This window comes from Mesorhizobium sp. M7A.F.Ca.US.011.01.1.1 (genome assembly GCF_003998295.1).
Lineage (GTDB): Bacteria > Pseudomonadota > Alphaproteobacteria > Rhizobiales > Rhizobiaceae > Mesorhizobium.
Genome location: NZ_RZRT01000006.1, coordinates 152,967 through 168,871, shown reverse-complemented (window position 1 = coordinate 168,871; position 15,905 = coordinate 152,967). Strand labels below are relative to the sequence as shown.

The window sequence follows — 15,905 nt, the reverse complement described above, 5'->3', positions numbered from 1 at the left end:
CCACGGCCTATTCCTGGAGGTCTGGTGCGCCCTTCATGCCTGAGAGTTCGGTCATTGGGCACAGCAGCCGCGGTCGCGCGGGATCGGAAATGTCGAGCTTGTTCCAAGGGATGCGATATAGACCGTCGCGGCGGCGCAATCGGAAAAGATCCAGCACTGCCACGCCTATGGCCGAGGCCGAGAGGCGCTCGAAAGCGGCGTAGACCCCGACATGGAATTCGGTGACGACGAAATCGTCACCATCCCGTTCGGCGTGGATCTCCTCGATATAACCGACATTCTTGCCGCGCTGCGAGAGTACTCGTCGCCCTGCCAGATGCTCGAGATTGACCGTGGTCATCATCAAGCTCCCGGAATGCGCCCGATGACATGGTCGCGCAACCAGTCCTGCCAGGCGAAGATCGACGTTTCTCCCACATCGATGTCGAACTCGATATCGATGCCGATATCTTTCACCTTGTGCCAGGCGATTCGATGAGGCTCGCCATGCTGCTTGCCACCCAGTTTGACCGCGAGCCGCGCCATCCAGCGCCCGGGCCCTGCGCCGAGGCGACGCGCCAGGGTGATGGAGCCGAGCTCGATCGCAATGATCCGAGGCGGCTTGCCAGGCCGCAACTCCGCCACCAGCCCGTCGACCTTGCCGATCTTGATCTGCTCGCGGTCGACCACCTGCTTGTCGAGGAGATCACGCACCAACTTCATCATGTGCCTCCGAATATCTGCAGCGGGATGGTCACCACGGCCAGCACGAAGCCAAGCGCGATGATGAAGATGACGGCAGCATTCGACAAAAAGCCATTGCGATGCTCGCCGACATAACGTTTGTCGTTCAGCAGAAACAGGAAAGGAACGACCGTCAGCGGCAGGCTGGCTGCCGTCAGCGCCATGGAGAAGATGGTGAGCCTCAGCGGATCGAGACCAAGCGCGATGGGAATAGCCGCCAAAAGCAATGATATCGTGTAGGTGGCGCTGAAACCCGGATCGTCGCGCGGCTTACGATCCTCGCCCCAATTCCAGCCGAAACCCTGGGCCACAAGATAGGCCTGTTGCAACCCGACCTCTAGTGCGGCGCCGAAGCAGGCAATGGCGAGGGAGGCAACAAACAGCACGAAGCCCCAGAAGCCGAATATGGATATCAGCATCAACGGCAATTGGTGATAGTCGTCCACCTGGGTGACGCCATGCGTGGCGAGCACGAGAGCGGCCACGATCAACACGCCGATCGAGATGGTCCCCCCGAAAGTCATGCCCAACCCCGCTATGGCCCGATTGGCTCCGAGATAGCTTTTGTCCCACCGGTCCTCGATGGCCCCCGAGGAATAGAACATGAAGAGGTAGGGCGATATCGAGGCGCCGAGAATGCTCACCGCCATGAACCAGTAATTGGCGGCATCGTGGACCGGCAGCGAAGGCACGGCGCCCCTTGCGACTGCCGTCCAATCGGGTCTCAGCATCACCGCTCCGACGACGAAACACAGCGTCACCAGACCGAGAATAGATACGCCCTTCTCGATGAAGCCGAAGGTGCCTTTCCAAAGCAGCAGCCACGCCAGCAAAGCCACCGGCAGTGCCCACCACTGGAAGCCTATGCCGGTGGCAAATTCGAGCGCAATGGCGACGCCGCCGATCTCGGCGGACAGCACCAGGAAATTGACCAGCAGGGCGGCAAGCAACGGCCATAGAAAGACGTTGAAGCCGAATCTCTCGCGGATGCCGTCGGAGATCGTGTGATGGCTCACGGCCGCGAACCGGCCGGACATTTCGACAAGAAAGATGATGCAGAGGGTGCCTAGCACCACCGCCCAGATCAACTGGAAGCCAAACATCGCGCCTGCCTGCGCCGCCGTCGCCATGGACCCGACTTCGAGGAAGCCGCCGACGCTGGTGACGACGCCGAGGGATATTTCCATTAGCTTCTTCATGGCTTCGGCGCGAAATACTTGGCGTAGGCGGTAGCGAGCGAACGCGACGCCAGCCGTAGATCCTGTTGCGCGTCTTGGACTTCCGGCCGGTCGCCCGCCTGCAATCCGGCCTCTGCACGCGCCACCGCGACCGACAAATCGTAGACTGCCTTTGTCAGTGAAGCTTGCTCGGCGGGTTCACTGGTTTGCGCGGACCGGATTTGCGCCCCGGCGTCGGCAAGCGTCTTGCCGATCGATTGCAGCGTATCCACCGTGTATGTGGTCGGCGCCGCCCCCGCCGCCCAAGCGTCCAGCGTCATCATCACGGTCTGCGATGCAGAGGCCGCAGTTCGTGATTGCTGCTCGACCTGATCGGAAGATGAGCATGCCGACAAAATCAGCAGAAGCAGGCATAGGCAGTCGAGCCTGAGATGGCGGCGTCTAGCAATCAAATCCGGCGTTTGGTGCGCCACGGAATAAGTCTCCCCGGCCCAACAAAACTGCGGCCTGCGTAAATCTGATCTAGAGCGCTCGTCGGGTCCGTCAACGACCGCGGCTCCCGATCCGGAGCACGAGGCGGCGAGCGAGGTCCAGATCGGTTTCAATTGGCGCATCAGCGCAAGCTGAAGGTCAGTCGGGGCGATCCCCGCTCGAAGCGTCTCGGATTCTGTATTCGTTAACGAGGCCGAGAACCTGACTTCTGACTGTGTCGCGCGCGTCGGGCTGGATGAAAAACATCAGCCGTTCGACCGCTTCCACGACTGCTTCCGGCAGGTCCGAAACCGCATCGGTGAGTTCGCTGCCATGCTCGTACATATTGTCCGTCAGCTTCTTGTCGAGGTCGGAAAGGATGCCCATCATCCACACTCCAGATCGGTGCTGTATTGAACTCAGTTCGGCAGGGTCACCGCGAGGTCGCCCTCTCCTGTTGCTGCCGGTCGTCGATCACTGTTGCCCCGGCATTTCCGTGTTTTCCCTGGGATTTTTCTGGACGCCCGCAGCCGGGGCGGTATCCGCCGGGGCATTGCCGCCCTGGTTCTGCTCCGGCGCACGTTTCAGCGGGGAGGTCTGCCAGCCCATGTCAACGTAGAAAAAGCCGACGATGAAACCGACAATGAGGACCGCCGCTATCACCAGCGAGATTATTGCGTTGCGTCGCTCCATAGGCCTAGCCGCCACTTGGCTTTGGAGATGCGGGCTGCGTTGGCTGCGTACCTTGCTGGTCGCCGCCGGTGCTGGTCTGCGGCGTCGGGTTGGTGTCCGTCGTGGGATTCTTGTCGACCGGCTGGCTGTTCGTGGTATCCGTCTTGGACTTGGCTGGATCGGCATTGTCGTTGCACCCCGCCAAGGCGAGGAATGCAGCCGACACCAAAAGGACTACCCTCATGCTGATTTCTCCTGGCTGAGTTCGGGCGAAGCCGCCTGCCAATGACCTATTCGGTCGAACCGTACCGAGAGCCCCTGTTTGACCGCGCTTCTAGCCAGCAAATGGTCCAGTTCGGCGTCTTCGATCGGACCTCGTACGACTTGGCGAATGGCTTTGCAGGCAAGTTCCGTCGAGACGAAATCATATCTCCTGCTCCTGGCGACAACATATTGTTCGACCAGCATTTTCACGCGCCTGAGCGCGATTTCTTCGGCGTATTGCATTTTATTCCTCCTGCGCCCCGAACTGCCGAACGGGTTTGTTGTTCCAAAAACATGATTGTCGAGGTGATTAGATGCTCGCGCTTTCCGATAGAAAGCGCGAGCGGATCAGGCTGAGGGGACCCGATCGTGCAGCATCAAACAAGGGGAGCAACGATGCTGCATGATATCGAACTCGCCCAGACCTGAGTTGTTCCACCTCTCCACGCCGCGTGTTCATTGAACTCAAGAACAAATCCTTGTCACGGCCTGCATACGGCCACGCATTCAACCTCTCCGTACGGAACAATCCGCCCCGACAGTGGTTCGGCCGAAGCGAAGCTCGGAGGACGAGATGACGAATGAAAAATTGGCCGTGGTGACGGGCGCCTCGAGCGGCATTGGGAAGGAACTCGCCAAACTGTGCGCCAAGGACGGCTACCACCTGATCCTAGCCGCCGACGAGCCCGCGATCCAGCAGGCAGCTGAGGCGCTCGGTTCGCATGGTGTGACGGTCGAAGCCATCGAGGCCGATCTGGCGACCGAGGAGGGTGTCGATCGTTTGATCGCCGGGATCGGCGATCGCGATGTCGACCTGTTGTTCCTGAATGCCGGACGTGGGCTCGGCCGTGGTTTCGTAGATCAGGATTGGAAAAAAGTGCGCCGCATCATCGACACCAACATCACCGGGACAGTCTATCTCGCGCATCAACTCGGAGCCAGGATGGCACGCCGCGGCCGAGGCCGCATTCTCTTCACAGGATCGATCGCTGGTTTTATGCCCGGCACTTTCCAGGCGGTCTACAACGGCACCAAGGCTTTCATCGATTCCTTCTCGATCGCACTGCGTCATGAGTTGCAGGCCACAGGAGTCACAGTCACCGTGCTGATGCCCGGGGCAACGCAGACGCGGTTCTTCGAACGCGCCGAAATGATGGATACCAAGGTCGGCACCGATGAGAAGGACAATCCCGCCGATGTGGCCGAGGCCGGCTACGAGGCGATGATGGACGGTGAGGAACAAGTCATCAGCGGCTGGAAGAACAAGCTGCAGGTCGCCGCGGCACATGTGACGCCGGCAGGCACGCTGGCCGAACAGCACCGCAAGATGGCCGAGCCGGGTTCTGCCTCCAAAGGCTGACCTTCGGCCTTCACGCCAAACCAAAATGTCGGGCAGACTCTTCTGCCGACCTTCTTCCAAGGCAGGAGCACCATCATGAAAGCGCTCACATGGCACGGCAAAGGCGACATTCGATGCGACCAGGTGGCTGATCCCGCCATCGAGGATGATCGTGACGTCATCATCAAAGTCACCTGTTGCGCCATATGCGGCTCGGACTTGCATCTGATGAACGGATATATGCCGACGATGGAGTCGGGTGATGTGCTCGGACACGAGACGATGGGCGAGGTCGTGGAGGTCGGCAGCCGCCATTCGAAATTCAGAAAGGGCGACCGCATCGTGGTGCCTTTCAACATCTCATGCGGCGAATGCTGGTTTTGCCAGAAGGGGCTGTTCTCGCTTTGCGACAGGTCCAATCCCAACGCCAAAGAGGCTGCCGAAGTGATGGGGCAATCCCCGGCTGGCCTGTTCGGCTACTCGCATCTGGTCGGCGGCTATTGGGGAGGGCAAGCCGAATATCTGCGCGTTCCTTTCGCTGATGTCGGTCCGATAAAGGTGCCCGAGGGAATGGACGACGAACAGGTGCTGTTCCTCTCCGACATCTTTCCAACCGGCTATATGGCGGCTGAAAACGCCGGCATCGAGCCAGGCGATACCGTCGCCATCTGGGGTTGCGGTCCGGTTGGTCAGTTCGCCATTCAGAGCGCATGGATGCTCGGCGCCGGCCGCGTCATTGCCATAGACAAGGTGCCGGAGCGGCTGGCGATGGCTCGCGAGCACGGCAAGGCCGAGACGCTCGACTTCAGCAACTCCGATATCTACGACGCCTTGATGGCGATGACCGATGGCCGCGGTCCGGATCGCTGCATAGACTGTGTCGGTACCGAGTCGGATCCCGGCGCCAGTGCCGACTCCATGCTCGACAAGGTCAAGGCTGCCGTCTATCTCGGCACCGACAGGCCGCATGTATTGCGCGAAGCAATTTACTCCTGCCGCAAAGGCGGCACCATCTCGGTGCCCGGCGTCTATATCGGCCTCGTCGATCATATTCCGTTCGGCGCCGCCATGAACAAGGGCCTGACCTTCCGAATGGGTCAGACGCACACGCAACGCTATCTCGAACCGCTCCTGGCCATGGTGCAAAAGGGCGACATCGATCCCTCCTTCGTGATCACGCACAAGGCAGACCTCGAAGCGGGACCGGATCTCTACAAAAAGTTCCGCGACAAGCAGGATGGCTGCATCAAGGTGGTGATGCGACCGCATGGCTGAGACGTCGGCATCTTGCGCGGGGTCCACCTTGCGCGAATTTTCCGCCAGGGATGGCTCCGACACTACTGAGGTACCCGGAACTTTCGACCGTGGCGACGGTTGACCCGCAGAAAAAACTCAGGGCGGCGAGACTGTCGTGCCCGCCCGCTGCGAAGGAGTTATCGCCATGAGCAATGAGAATCCCACATCGAAACCCAGCGTCCGGTCGCCAAACGCCGATGCTCTCCCGCACCCGAAACGGGACGCCAGTGATACGGATGCCGGTGCCAAGCCGCTGACGCCGAAAACCGCCGGCACATCCCGGCCATCGGCCCCGCCGCTGGACAATCCGGTTGCCAATCGAAACGCCGGCCGGCCGCGTCAGGCGAGCACCACGCCTAGGCCGACCGACAAGCCCCTGGACTAATCGAAACCGGCCTCTTGAAATCACAGCGAGTGTTTGTCGGGCCGAAGCGATGCCAGGTCGGCCAGGGTGTTGAGAAGTGCAGCGTCGCCTGCCGGTTTCGGCACGAATTTGCAATTTCGGAAGGGTGTGGGAACGTCGCGCGGCCCAAATCCGGTCATGAAGGCGAAGGGGATGCCGCGAGCCAGCAATGTTTCGGCCACGGGCAGACTTGTTTCACCGTTCAATTGAATGTCCAGCAGCGCCACGTCGGCTTTGCCTGCATCGATAAGCTGACGAGCCGCTGCGACCGACGAGACCGGGCCGATCACCGGATAACCCGCAGCACGCAGGCGAGACGCGACGTCTTCGGCGATCAGCCATTCGTCCTCGACCACCAGAACGCGCGGCCTGTCGTCGCTCACGGTGCCTCCTTGTGATTTGCCGGAAACGCGATCTGGACGCTGAGGCCGTCCTTGTGGAACGCGGTCTCGACATGGCCGCCGAGCCTGTAACCGATTTCTCCCTGCAACAGGGTCAGGCCAAAGCCGTTGTCCAACGGCGCCTCGACAGGAGGGCCGTTCTTTTCGCGCCAGCCAAATGTGAAACTGTCATCCTCGATCGACCATTGCACACTGACCTTGCCGTCGGTTTTTGACAAAGCGCCATACTTGGCCGCGTTGGTGGCCAGTTCATGAATGGCCATGCTGAGGGAAAGCCCCTGTTGCGGGCCTAATTTCACGTCTGCGCCACCGAGTTCAACCCGCTCGATGCCGAAGGGTTCGAGCTCCTGCTGGAGCAATTCCCTGACCGAGGCTTCCTTCCATCTCTCCCGGGTCAGCAGGCCGTAGGCCCGCGACATGGCATGCAGACGGCCGATCAGCGCATCCGCGAACTCCTCCTTCGTATCAGAACTTTCCCGCGTGCGGCTTGCAATGCTGGCGATCACCGCAAGCATGTTCTTGACCCGGTGGTTGAGTTCCGAGATGAGCACCTGCTGGTGCTCTTCTGCCTGTGCCAGCGTGGTGACGTCGACAAGTGTCACCACCACGCCCTGGATCCTGTTGCCCTTGTCCCGATAGGGATTGATGCGGACCATGTGGAACAAGCCCCTAGCATCGCGCGGCAGATGGTGATTCAGGATCTCGCCTGTCTCGAACACCTTGTCGATGTGCTGCTTCAACTCTGGGTAGTCGAGTTGGCTCGACAAATCCGTCAGCGGCCGGCCAACATCGGAGGGGCGCAGGCTGAAGAAGGATGACGCCGCCGGCGTGAAGGTGCGGACCACAAGGCTGCGGTCGAGGAAAATGGTCGCTATGTCGGTGCTTTCGAACAGGTTGCGCAGATCGCCGTTAGCGTGGTTGAGCTCTTCTATCTTGGCCGTCAACTCGGCGTTGATCGTGTTAAGTTCCTCGTTGAGCGACTGCATCTCCTCCTTCGAGGCTTCGAGTTCCTCGTTGGTGGATTGCGCCTCCTCATTGACGGAGACGAGTTCCTCGTTGGACGATTTCACCTCCTCCAGCGCGGTCTCGTATTCCTCGATCATCGATTGCAGGCGCTCTCTGGTATCGCGCAGTTCCCGCTCGAGATCGGCGGTGCTGTCACTGTCACGGCTGCCGCCGTCTTCCTCTGAGCGGGCCTGGGTCGGCCCCGACGGTTCGAACAGGACGAGATAAAGCGGCTCGCCATTGCCGCGTTCGGCGAGCGGCTCGATCGTCAGCCTGATCGGCTGCACCCGTTCGTCATCTTCCTCCACGGTCAGGTTTTCCCGCACCACTGTGCGGCGTGTGGTCGTCGCTTCGCGCAGTGCGGCGCGGAGGTCCAGCCGCAGCCCACGCCTTGCCATCGTCAGCAACTGCCGGCTGGGAATGCCTTGTGGCGCTTCGAGATATCTGCCGGTCCTGGCCGAATAATAGACGACATCGCCCTCGGCGTTGACCAGGACATGCGGCGGCGCGAACCGTTCCAGCACCTGCGCCTCCACTGCCTGCCGCAGGGGATAGCCGACAAGTCCCTTCTTCGAGCCGGCGCTTTCGGATGGGAAGACGCTGGAATGACTTTCCCCGATCAGGGCCGGCAGTCTGATGTGCGGTGAGGCATGCTCCCGCGCATGAAAGATGCGATGTTTCTTGTCGACGGTGGCGAACAGATCGTCGTGCTGCCCGACGCTTTCGGAGGTGCCAAGGAAAAGGTAACCGCCGGGCTTCAGCGCATAATGGAAGACAGGGATGACGCGGTTTTGGATGATCGGGCCGAAATAGATCAGCAGATTGCGGCAGGAGACCAAGTCCATGCGCGAGAAGGGTGGATCGCGAATGACGCTGTGCGGCGAGAAGATGCACAGTTCGCGTATCGCATTGCTGATGACATAGCTTTCGCCATCGCCGTTGAAAAACCGCTGTTTTCGTTCGGGAGAAAGACCTTGCAGCAAGGCTTCCGGATAGCGTGCCGCCCGCGCCACCGCCAGCGCCGGCTCGTCGATGTCGGTCGCGAATATCTGGACGCGCGGAACGACCGTAAGCTTCTCCATGTGTTCGCGCAGCAGGATGCCGATGGAGAACACCTCCTCGCCCGTGGCGCATCCGGGAACCCAGACCCTGACGGTGTCGCTGGCGGTCTTGCCTTCGAACAGCTGCGGTATGATCTTTCGCTCGAGCAACTCGAAGGCATCGGGGTCGCGAAAGAAGTTGGTGACATTGATCAGCAGATCGCGAAAAAGGTTCATCACCTCGCGAGCATCCTTCTTCAGCCAGTCTATATAAGCGCTGATGGAATGGACCTGGGCGATCTGCATGCGCCGCTTCACGCGGCGCAGGAATGTCTTGGTCTTGTAGCCCGAGAAGTCGTGGCCGGAGTGGCTGCGCAGAATGGCGTATATCTGTTCTCGCACCTTATCGATGTCGGCCGTGTGGTCGCCATCTTCTTCCGCCAGCCCTTCCAGCGGGTCGAAGCCGCGGGCGAAAGCCTCCAGCTTCGCCCCGATCTCCTCGGCGGGCACAGCGACATCGACGAGTCCACTGGCAATAGCGCTCTGCGGCATGTCGGGATTGCGCGGCCCGTAGCCGTCCGGCGCTTGCGCGACGGTAAACCCGCCCCGCTCCTTGATGGCCTTGGCGCCCAGGGTTCCATCGGAGTCGCCGCCCGACAGGATGACGCCAACGGCATATTCGCCTTGGTCTTCACCCAATGCGGCGAAGAAGATATCGATGGGCTTGCGCTCCTGGGTAAGCCCATTCGGCCGGCGCAGGTGCAGCACCCCCGATTCAATGGCCAATGTCACGTTTTGCGGCATCACATAGACGTGGTCGGGTTGAACCACCATGCCGTCCTCGATCACGATGACAGGCATCTCGGTGTAGCGGCTGATGACCTCGTGCAACAGGCTTTCGCGCTTGGGGCTGAGATGCGTGATGATGACGAAAGCCATACCAGGCTGACCGGCCACGCCTTTGAACAGACCTTCCATCGCGGGAATGCCGCCCGCGGACGCGCCTATGCCCACGATGGGAAACCTTTTCGGTTGGGCTGTCACGTCATGTCCCCCTTTCGCCGACCCGACCTGAAATCCCCTCAAGGCCGGCGGACAGGACACAACCATATAGCGCGCAAGACGGATGGAACAAGACGTCAGGGATGACGTTGAACCCGATATCAATGGTGATTCAATGACAAAACGATCTGCTGACATAAAACTCCCGACGCCGGTGGTATCAGGGGAGCCTGGATCGCTTGGAAGTTCCCATGCTAGGGCCGTCCCTGATCGCATGCTGGCGCTTACGAGACGGTTGCAGGCGGCCTTGGACGACAGAATTCGGAAGGCAAATCCGCTGCATTCTAACCTCCGTTCCAAGAAAGGATGACGACGTGCGCGACCTGCGGGGGCTGCATATTCTGATAGTCGAAGACGAATGGGCGATGGCGGGAGATCTTGCGCGGTTTTTCAGCAATATGGGTGCCATCATCCTCGGTCCCGCTGCAACCGTCGAACAGGCATCCAAACACACCGGGACGGCTGAAGCTGCAATACTCGACGTCAATCTCAATGGCCGACGCGTGTTTCCAATCGCCGATGAGTTGATGCGCCGGGGTGTCCCCTTCGTGTTCTTCAGTGGTGATGACGACATCGCCATTCCCGATCATCTCCGCTACGCCAGCAATTTGCGGAAATCCTCGGGCAGCCAGGCGGTGTTCAACGCGCTCTTTCCCCCGCAGGCATCTGGGCGAGCGGCCCCCGTGCCGGACCCCTCCGACGACGTCTTCGCGCTTTTGCCCAAACTGCGACTTGCGGCGCGCCTTTTGCTGGCAGACGTCGAGGCATCGGATCGGCTCGTCGAGAGGACGCTCGAGCAAGCGATCCGGGATGTCGACCGCAGACAGCTTGGTCAATCCACTGAAAACTGGCTCAACGACATCATGCAAGAGATGGCGAAAACCCGCGGCGCAAAACTGATGCATTAGTTTGTTTTCCAAGACCTCTCAGGCTGAAGTGCTAAGCCGCGGGGCCGTCATTGTTCACCACATCTCGAAAAACTGGCCGTACAGATAGGCCGCTTGACCGGCGTCATCAGCCCTTCTGATTGCGCTCGACGAACTTGTTGAAACGGCTGGCTTTCCCCTCACCGGTCTTGGCCTGATACAGAAAGGCCAGATCATTCTCGTCGAATATCCGGAAGAACTCGTCCCATTCGATGGGCTCGAATGCTTCCTCGGGCTCGCCGAAGTCAATCCGCAGGATACCGCCCTCGCCTTTGGTGCGCACCACCGCCGGCCGGCCGTCCCGCTCCTCGGCCCATTTGCGAATTTCGTCATGGTTGGTGGTCATTTGCGACTGAGACATTGAAATCTCCTTTGATCATCGGCGTTGCCACATAGGACACGCGGGCTGTCGGGCGTCCTAACAGCACAAGCACGTCAATGTTCCAGAACCGCGCCGTGATCGCGCTGCGCCGGCTCCCAATGGGACCGGCCAAAGGAACTTTGTTGAAGCAAGGGAACAAACCTTTTGCCGAAAAGTTCGGGGCGCCGAGGTTACTTGTCTGAGGAGTCGTCGTGAAACGCATATTGGTTACAGGAGGCTGCGGCTTCATCGGCCGGCATGTCGCACAGGAACTCGTCGAGCAGGATTATTCGGTTCGCATCCTCGATGCGCTGCTGGAGCAGGTGCATGCGGGCGAAGCCGTCGCGCTTCCCGCCGGGACCGAACTGATCAAGGGCGACGTCCGCGACCGGGAGGCGGTCGCCAGGGCGCTGGAAGGCATTGACGCGGTCATTCATCTGGCGGCGGAAGTCGGCGTCGGACAATCGATGTACGAGATCGCGCGCTATGTCGGCAGCAACGATCTCGGCACCGCAACGCTGCTTGAGGCGCTGATCAAACACCCGGTCGAGCGCATCGTCGTTGCCTCGTCAATGAGTGTCTACGGCGAGGGACTCTATGCCACGTCCGACGGCCGGCGTGTCGACAATGCTCGGCGCAAGGCGAGCGACATCAGGAGCGGGCAATGGGACCCGCTGTCGCCGGAGGGAGACGCCCTCTCGCCGCTGCCAACCGACGAAGAAAAGCCGGTAGATCTTGCCTCAATCTATGCGCTGACAAAATACGCCCAGGAGCGCGCCGTGCTGATCTTCGGCGAGGCCTATGGCGTCGATGCGGTCGCGCTGCGCCTGTTCAATGTCTTCGGCGCCGGCCAGGCGTTATCCAATCCCTATACCGGCGTGCTTGCCAACTTCGCTTCGCGTCTCGCCAACGGCCAACGGCCAATGATCTTCGAGGATGGCGAACAGAAGCGCGATTTCGTCCATGTGCGTGACGTCGCCCGCGCCTTTCGCCTTGCTCTGCAGCAACGCCAGGCAAGGGGTCATGTCATCAACATCGGCAGCGGCCGCGCCTATGCGATCAGCGAAGTCGCGCGATTGCTGGCCGAAGCCATGGGGACACCGAACCGCTCGCCGGAACTGCTCGGCAAAGCCCGCTCCGGCGATATCCGGAACTGCTTCGCCGATATCTCCAAGGCCCGTGAGCTGCTCGGTTTCGAGCCGGTGCGGCAACTGGAGAATTCGCTCGGCGAGTTCGTTTCCTGGGTGCGTAACACGTCCGCCGTCGACCGCGGCGCCGACATGAAGCGCGAGCTCGAAGAACGTGGGCTGGTGTCATGAACACACGCAATCGACGCGACGCGCCGGTCGCCATCGTCGGCGGCAGCGGCTTCATAGGATCGAACCTCGCCGACAGCCTGTTGTCGGATGGCGAACCGGTACTGGTGATCGACAATCTCAGCCGTCCGGGCGTCGAGCAGAACCTTGAATGGCTGGCGCAAAAACACGGCGGTCGGCTCACGGTGGAGATGATCGACGTGCGGGACGCCAACGCCTTGGCGCCGGCTCTGATGAGTTCGAAGGCGATCTTCCATCTGGCCGCGCAAACCGCCGTCACCACAAGCCTGGTCCAGCCGGGCGAGGATTTCGACATCAACCTTCGCGGGACGTTCAACGTTCTGGAGGCGGCGCGACTGAGCGGTGAGCGCATCCCTGTGATCTTTGCCAGCACCAACAAGGTCTATGGCAGCCTGCCCGACGTCGCGGTCCGCGAGGACGGCGATTGCTATGTGCCTTGCGACAGCGTCATCCAGGCGAACGGCATCGATGAGGCTCGGGGCCTGGACTTCTGCACGCCCTACGGTTGCTCCAAAGGCGCGGCGGATCAGTATGTGCTCGACTATGCCAAATCCTACGGCATGCCGACGGCGGTGCTGCGGATGAGCTGCATCTATGGACCGCGCCAGTTCGGAACCGAGGACCAGGGCTGGGTCGCGCACTTCCTGCTCAGCGCGCTGACGGGGCGCCCGATCACCATTTACGGCGACGGCAGGCAAGTGCGCGATATCCTGCATGTCTCCGATGCCGTCGCCGCCTACAGGGCCGTGCTCGATCGCATCGAGACCACCGAAGGCCAGGCATTCAATCTTGGCGGCGGCCCGGAAAATGCGGTCAGCCTGCGCAGGTTGTTGAGCGAAATCCGTAGCCTGACCGGCCATGATCTTTCAATCCGCCATGATGGGGAACGCACCGGCGACCAGCCCTTCTTCGTCGCCGACACCCGCAAGATCAAAACCGCGCTTGGCTGGATGGCCCATGTTTCATGGCGCGAAGGCATCCGCGACCTCGCCGACTGGCTGCAGCGCCATCGGCTCGAGCCTCGCCCTGAAGCCGTGAGGTACGTTGCATGAAAATCGCCCTGGTGAACCCGTCCTGGACGTATGACGACAGCATTTATTTCGGCTGCCGCCAACCGCATCTGCCGCTGGAACTCGGCTATTCGAAGGCCCTGCTCGAAGCCGCCGGACATCAGGTGCTGATGCTGGATGGCCAGTTGCAGAAGCTCGATAATTCCGGTCTCTGCGAGCGGGTGGCTGATTTCGCCCCGGCTATGACCGTCGTCAGTACCGCCCCGACCTATCTGTTCTGGCGCTGCGCACCGCCGGAATTGCGTGTGCCGGCCGATTTCCTCAACCGTCTGGCCGGGCGCGGTGGACGCACGGTCGCGGTCGGGCCGCACGGCTCGGCGACGCCGGCGCCAACCTTGCGCAAGCTTGGTGTCGACATCGTCGTGCGCGGCGAATGCGAAGAAGTCGTCGAGCAACTTGCCCAGCGCGACGATTGGAGCGCGGTGCCCTCAACCGCTTATCTACGGGACGCCAAGGTGGTTTCGAACGGCGGCGTCCACGCCAGCTCGTTTGTCGATCATCTGCCACTCGAATGGCCAGCGGACTGGATCGCAGCCCATGCGCATCACCATCACAGGTTTGACGACAGTCAGGTCGGGTTCGGCGCGGAAGTCGAGGCATCGCGCGGCTGTCCCTACAATTGCAGCTTCTGCGCCAAGATCGATTTCCGTGATGCCTATCGCCGTCGAAACCACGAAGTGGTGGTAGCGGAGATCGATCGGCTGATTGCCCAAGGTGTCGGCTACATCTACTTCATCGACGAGATCTTCCTGCCGCAAAAAGCGTTGCTGGAAGCCTTGGTCGATCGCGACGTGAAATTCGGCGTACAGACCCGCATCGATCTGTGGAAGCCCGAGCTGCTGGAATTGCTGGGCGCCGCGGGCTGCGTCTCCATCGAGGCCGGTCTCGAAAGCCTGACCGTCGAAGGTCGGGCAATGCTGGCCAAGCGCTGCCGGCTGGGGACCGAGGAACTCGCCGCGCTGCTCGTCGATGCCAGACGTCACGTTCCATTCGTCCAGGCCAATCTGATCGGCGTGGTCGAGGATGATCCCGCCCTGGTCGAGCACTGGCGAACCCACCTGATCGACCACGGCGTATGGGCCAACGAACCTGTGCCGCTTTACCCGTATCCGAGTTCGCCCAGCTACCGCGAGCTTTGGGGCGAACCCGACGACCTTGCCTGGGAACGCGCCCATGACCACTACCTCGCATCTTTCCAGAAATTCAGTGACATCCAGGAGAGGCGGCCGCGGCCGCTGGCGGAACTGGAGGCGACATGTTGCGGACACTGACGCCGCGCTCGCGGCGCATCCTGATGACCGTCGATGCCGTGGGCGGCGTATGGCGCTACGCGCTTGATCTGGCACGGGAACTTGTGAACGATGGCGACAGCGTGGTGCTTGCCGGCCTCGGTCCGCAACCGTCGAGGCAGCAGGCCGAGGAGGCGGAGGCTTTCACGACGCTGATCTGGTTGAACACGCCGCCGGATTGGATGACCCGCAACGGCAGCGACCTCGACGCGCTGCCGCGGGAATTGCTTGCGCCCATGCGCGACCACGCCATCGACCTTGTCCATTTCAACGCGCCGACGCAGGCATCGGGATTCGATGCGCCATGCCCAGCCGTGGTGGTCTCCCATTCCTGCGTGACGACATGGTTCCACGCCGTCAGGAAACAGACAGTGGACGGCGCATGGGCCTGGCAGAAGGAGCGCAACAGGCGCGGCTTGGATCGGGCCGACGCAGTCATCGCGCCGAGCCGCAGCCACGCCGACATGCTTGAGACCTGCTACGGCCCGATCGCGCGCCTGCATGTTGTTGCAAATGGCGCCCGTCCCGTCCCGAATGCCGAAAAACGTCAACCACTCGTCTTCGCCGCGGCCCGCTGGTGGGACGAGGGCAAGAATGCGGCGGTGGTCGACCAGGCCGCGTCGCTGACGCAATGGCCCATCTTTGTCGCCGGTTCGATGCACGGTCCGAACGGCGGGCATACCAGCTTCAGCTATGCTGTTCCTCTGGGAGCACTGCCCTCTCACGAGGTGCGCTCCTTGATGGCGCGCGCCGGCATTTTCGTGTCACCATCAATCTATGAGCCATTCGGTCTGGCCGCGCTGGAAGCTGCCATGTCGGCAACGCCACTGGTGCTTTCCGACATCGCAACCTACCGCGAACTATGGGACGGGGCCGCGGTGTTCTTTGATGCGCGCAATCCGCACGACCTCGCTGCCTGCCTCAATCGTCTCTCCAGCGACGCCGAATTCAGGCGGGAGCTCGGCCAGGCAGCCATGCGACGGAGCCGCCGGTTTACACTGGTCAGGCAAGCGGCGGCCATGCGAGGCGTCTACGACAAGGCGGCCCTGGCCATGGCGGGGCGCTGAC

Annotated in this window: 19 protein-coding genes; 8 read left to right on the top strand and 11 right to left on the bottom strand. The window is 61.3% G+C overall.

Features of this window, described 5'->3' with window-relative positions:
- Window positions 1-7: 7 nt before the first annotated feature.
- The 8 genes from EOA13_RS10790 to EOA13_RS10755 all read right to left on the bottom strand — a co-directional run bounded on the left by EOA13_RS10790 (window position 8) and on the right by EOA13_RS10755 (window position 3,551).
- Window positions 8-340 (bottom strand): hypothetical protein, encoded by a 333-nt coding sequence (locus EOA13_RS10790; RefSeq protein WP_127292269.1) that lies wholly within the window; start codon window positions 338-340, stop codon window positions 8-10.
- A gap of 2 nt (window positions 341-342) precedes the next feature.
- A complete protein-coding gene (locus tag EOA13_RS10785; protein WP_127292266.1) occupies window positions 343-702 on the bottom strand; it encodes a hypothetical protein in 360 nt (119 codons plus the stop codon).
- Window positions 702-1,922, bottom strand: coding sequence for an Nramp family divalent metal transporter (locus tag EOA13_RS10780; protein ID WP_127292263.1), 1,221 nt, complete (start codon window positions 1,920-1,922; stop codon window positions 702-704). The genes EOA13_RS10785 and EOA13_RS10780 overlap by 1 nt, the downstream gene beginning before the upstream one ends.
- On the bottom strand, window positions 1,919-2,374 hold the full coding sequence (locus EOA13_RS10775; RefSeq protein ID WP_127292260.1) for a hypothetical protein: 456 nt from the start codon (window positions 2,372-2,374) through the stop codon (window positions 1,919-1,921). Before EOA13_RS10775 ends, EOA13_RS10780 begins: the two co-directional genes overlap by 4 nt.
- Before the next feature lie 157 nt (window positions 2,375-2,531).
- Window positions 2,532-2,762 (bottom strand): hypothetical protein, encoded by a 231-nt coding sequence (locus EOA13_RS10770; protein WP_127292258.1) that lies wholly within the window; start codon window positions 2,760-2,762, stop codon window positions 2,532-2,534.
- A gap of 84 nt (window positions 2,763-2,846) precedes the next feature.
- Window positions 2,847-3,065, bottom strand: a complete 219-nt coding sequence (locus EOA13_RS10765) for a hypothetical protein (RefSeq protein WP_127292255.1) — start codon at window positions 3,063-3,065, stop codon at window positions 2,847-2,849.
- Between the two features lie 4 nt (window positions 3,066-3,069).
- Complete coding sequence (locus EOA13_RS10760; RefSeq protein ID WP_127292253.1) at window positions 3,070-3,288, bottom strand: hypothetical protein; 219 nt, start codon at window positions 3,286-3,288, stop codon at window positions 3,070-3,072.
- Window positions 3,285-3,551 (bottom strand): hypothetical protein, encoded by a 267-nt coding sequence (locus EOA13_RS10755; RefSeq protein WP_127292250.1) that lies wholly within the window; start codon window positions 3,549-3,551, stop codon window positions 3,285-3,287. Before EOA13_RS10755 ends, EOA13_RS10760 begins: the two co-directional genes overlap by 4 nt.
- A gap of 331 nt (window positions 3,552-3,882) precedes the next feature.
- On the opposite strand from EOA13_RS10755, the gene EOA13_RS10750 reads away from it, so the two are divergent.
- From EOA13_RS10750 to EOA13_RS10740, 3 genes are all read left to right on the top strand, one after another.
- Window positions 3,883-4,668, top strand: a complete 786-nt coding sequence (locus EOA13_RS10750; protein WP_127292248.1) for an SDR family NAD(P)-dependent oxidoreductase — start codon at window positions 3,883-3,885, stop codon at window positions 4,666-4,668.
- Window positions 4,669-4,743: 75 nt separating this feature from the next.
- Window positions 4,744-5,922: a zinc-dependent alcohol dehydrogenase gene (locus EOA13_RS10745; RefSeq protein WP_127292245.1), complete on the top strand. Its 1,179-nt coding sequence runs from the start codon at window positions 4,744-4,746 to the stop codon at window positions 5,920-5,922.
- A 166-nt stretch (window positions 5,923-6,088) separates the two neighbouring features.
- On the top strand, window positions 6,089-6,328 hold the full coding sequence (locus tag EOA13_RS10740; RefSeq protein WP_127292243.1) for a hypothetical protein: 240 nt from the start codon (window positions 6,089-6,091) through the stop codon (window positions 6,326-6,328).
- A gap of 20 nt (window positions 6,329-6,348) precedes the next feature.
- Here EOA13_RS10740 and EOA13_RS10735 read toward each other — a convergent pair whose 3' ends face one another.
- Entirely contained in the window at window positions 6,349-6,729 is a 381-nt protein-coding gene (locus EOA13_RS10735; protein ID WP_023809467.1) for a response regulator, read from the bottom strand.
- Entirely contained in the window at window positions 6,726-9,836 is a 3,111-nt protein-coding gene (locus tag EOA13_RS10730) for a CheR family methyltransferase (RefSeq protein WP_127292240.1), read from the bottom strand. Before EOA13_RS10730 ends, EOA13_RS10735 begins: the two co-directional genes overlap by 4 nt.
- A gap of 332 nt (window positions 9,837-10,168) precedes the next feature.
- On the opposite strand from EOA13_RS10730, the gene EOA13_RS10725 reads away from it, so the two are divergent.
- Window positions 10,169-10,762 carry a response regulator gene (locus EOA13_RS10725; protein WP_023809469.1) on the top strand — a complete coding sequence of 198 codons (594 nt, stop codon included), beginning with the start codon at window positions 10,169-10,171 and terminating at the stop codon, window positions 10,760-10,762.
- A 106-nt stretch (window positions 10,763-10,868) separates the two neighbouring features.
- Here EOA13_RS10725 and EOA13_RS10720 read toward each other — a convergent pair whose 3' ends face one another.
- The gene (locus EOA13_RS10720) at window positions 10,869-11,141 is read right to left on the bottom strand and encodes a hypothetical protein (protein ID WP_127292237.1); all 273 of its coding nucleotides are present in this window, start codon (window positions 11,139-11,141) and stop codon (window positions 10,869-10,871) included.
- A 212-nt stretch (window positions 11,142-11,353) separates the two neighbouring features.
- Here EOA13_RS10720 and EOA13_RS10715 point away from each other — a divergent pair, with 212 nt between their 5' ends.
- From EOA13_RS10715 to EOA13_RS10700, 4 genes are read left to right on the top strand one after another with little or no spacing between them, the layout of a single operon-like run.
- Window positions 11,354-12,460, top strand: coding sequence for an SDR family NAD(P)-dependent oxidoreductase (locus EOA13_RS10715; RefSeq protein ID WP_127292234.1), 1,107 nt, complete (start codon window positions 11,354-11,356; stop codon window positions 12,458-12,460).
- A complete protein-coding gene (locus EOA13_RS10710) occupies window positions 12,457-13,530 on the top strand; it encodes an NAD-dependent epimerase/dehydratase family protein (protein WP_127292231.1) in 1,074 nt (357 codons plus the stop codon). The genes EOA13_RS10715 and EOA13_RS10710 overlap by 4 nt, the downstream gene beginning before the upstream one ends.
- Window positions 13,527-14,819 carry a TIGR04295 family B12-binding domain-containing radical SAM protein gene (locus EOA13_RS10705; RefSeq protein ID WP_127292228.1) on the top strand — a complete coding sequence of 431 codons (1,293 nt, stop codon included), beginning with the start codon at window positions 13,527-13,529 and terminating at the stop codon, window positions 14,817-14,819. Before EOA13_RS10710 ends, EOA13_RS10705 begins: the two co-directional genes overlap by 4 nt.
- Window positions 14,804-15,904, top strand: a complete 1,101-nt coding sequence (locus EOA13_RS10700; protein ID WP_127292225.1) for a glycosyltransferase family 4 protein — start codon at window positions 14,804-14,806, stop codon at window positions 15,902-15,904. The genes EOA13_RS10705 and EOA13_RS10700 overlap by 16 nt, the downstream gene beginning before the upstream one ends.
- Window position 15,905 lies beyond the last annotated feature (1 nt).

Bases quoted from the DNA above. Each gene is read 5' to 3' on its own strand.
- EOA13_RS10750 (WP_127292248.1), top strand. From the start codon at position 3,883: ATGACGAATGAAAAATTGGCCGTGGTGACGGGCGCCTCGAGCGGCATT.
- EOA13_RS10760 (WP_127292253.1), bottom strand. From the start codon at position 3,288: ATGAGGGTAGTCCTTTTGGTGTCGGCTGCATTCCTCGCCTTGGCGGGG.
- EOA13_RS10755 (WP_127292250.1), bottom strand. From the start codon at position 3,551: ATGCAATACGCCGAAGAAATCGCGCTCAGGCGCGTGAAAATGCTGGTC.
- EOA13_RS10765 (WP_127292255.1), bottom strand. From the start codon at position 3,065: ATGGAGCGACGCAACGCAATAATCTCGCTGGTGATAGCGGCGGTCCTC.
- EOA13_RS10720 (WP_127292237.1), bottom strand. From the start codon at position 11,141: ATGTCTCAGTCGCAAATGACCACCAACCATGACGAAATTCGCAAATGG.
- EOA13_RS10770 (WP_127292258.1), bottom strand. From the start codon at position 2,762: ATGATGGGCATCCTTTCCGACCTCGACAAGAAGCTGACGGACAATATG.
- EOA13_RS10705 (WP_127292228.1), top strand. From the start codon at position 13,527: ATGAAAATCGCCCTGGTGAACCCGTCCTGGACGTATGACGACAGCATT.
- EOA13_RS10740 (WP_127292243.1), top strand. From the start codon at position 6,089: ATGAGCAATGAGAATCCCACATCGAAACCCAGCGTCCGGTCGCCAAAC.
- EOA13_RS10700 (WP_127292225.1), top strand. From the start codon at position 14,804: ATGTTGCGGACACTGACGCCGCGCTCGCGGCGCATCCTGATGACCGTC.
- EOA13_RS10710 (WP_127292231.1), top strand. From the start codon at position 12,457: ATGAACACACGCAATCGACGCGACGCGCCGGTCGCCATCGTCGGCGGC.
- EOA13_RS10790 (WP_127292269.1), bottom strand. From the start codon at position 340: ATGACCACGGTCAATCTCGAGCATCTGGCAGGGCGACGAGTACTCTCG.
- EOA13_RS10745 (WP_127292245.1), top strand. From the start codon at position 4,744: ATGAAAGCGCTCACATGGCACGGCAAAGGCGACATTCGATGCGACCAG.
- EOA13_RS10780 (WP_127292263.1), bottom strand. From the start codon at position 1,922: ATGAAGAAGCTAATGGAAATATCCCTCGGCGTCGTCACCAGCGTCGGC.
- EOA13_RS10785 (WP_127292266.1), bottom strand. From the start codon at position 702: ATGAAGTTGGTGCGTGATCTCCTCGACAAGCAGGTGGTCGACCGCGAG.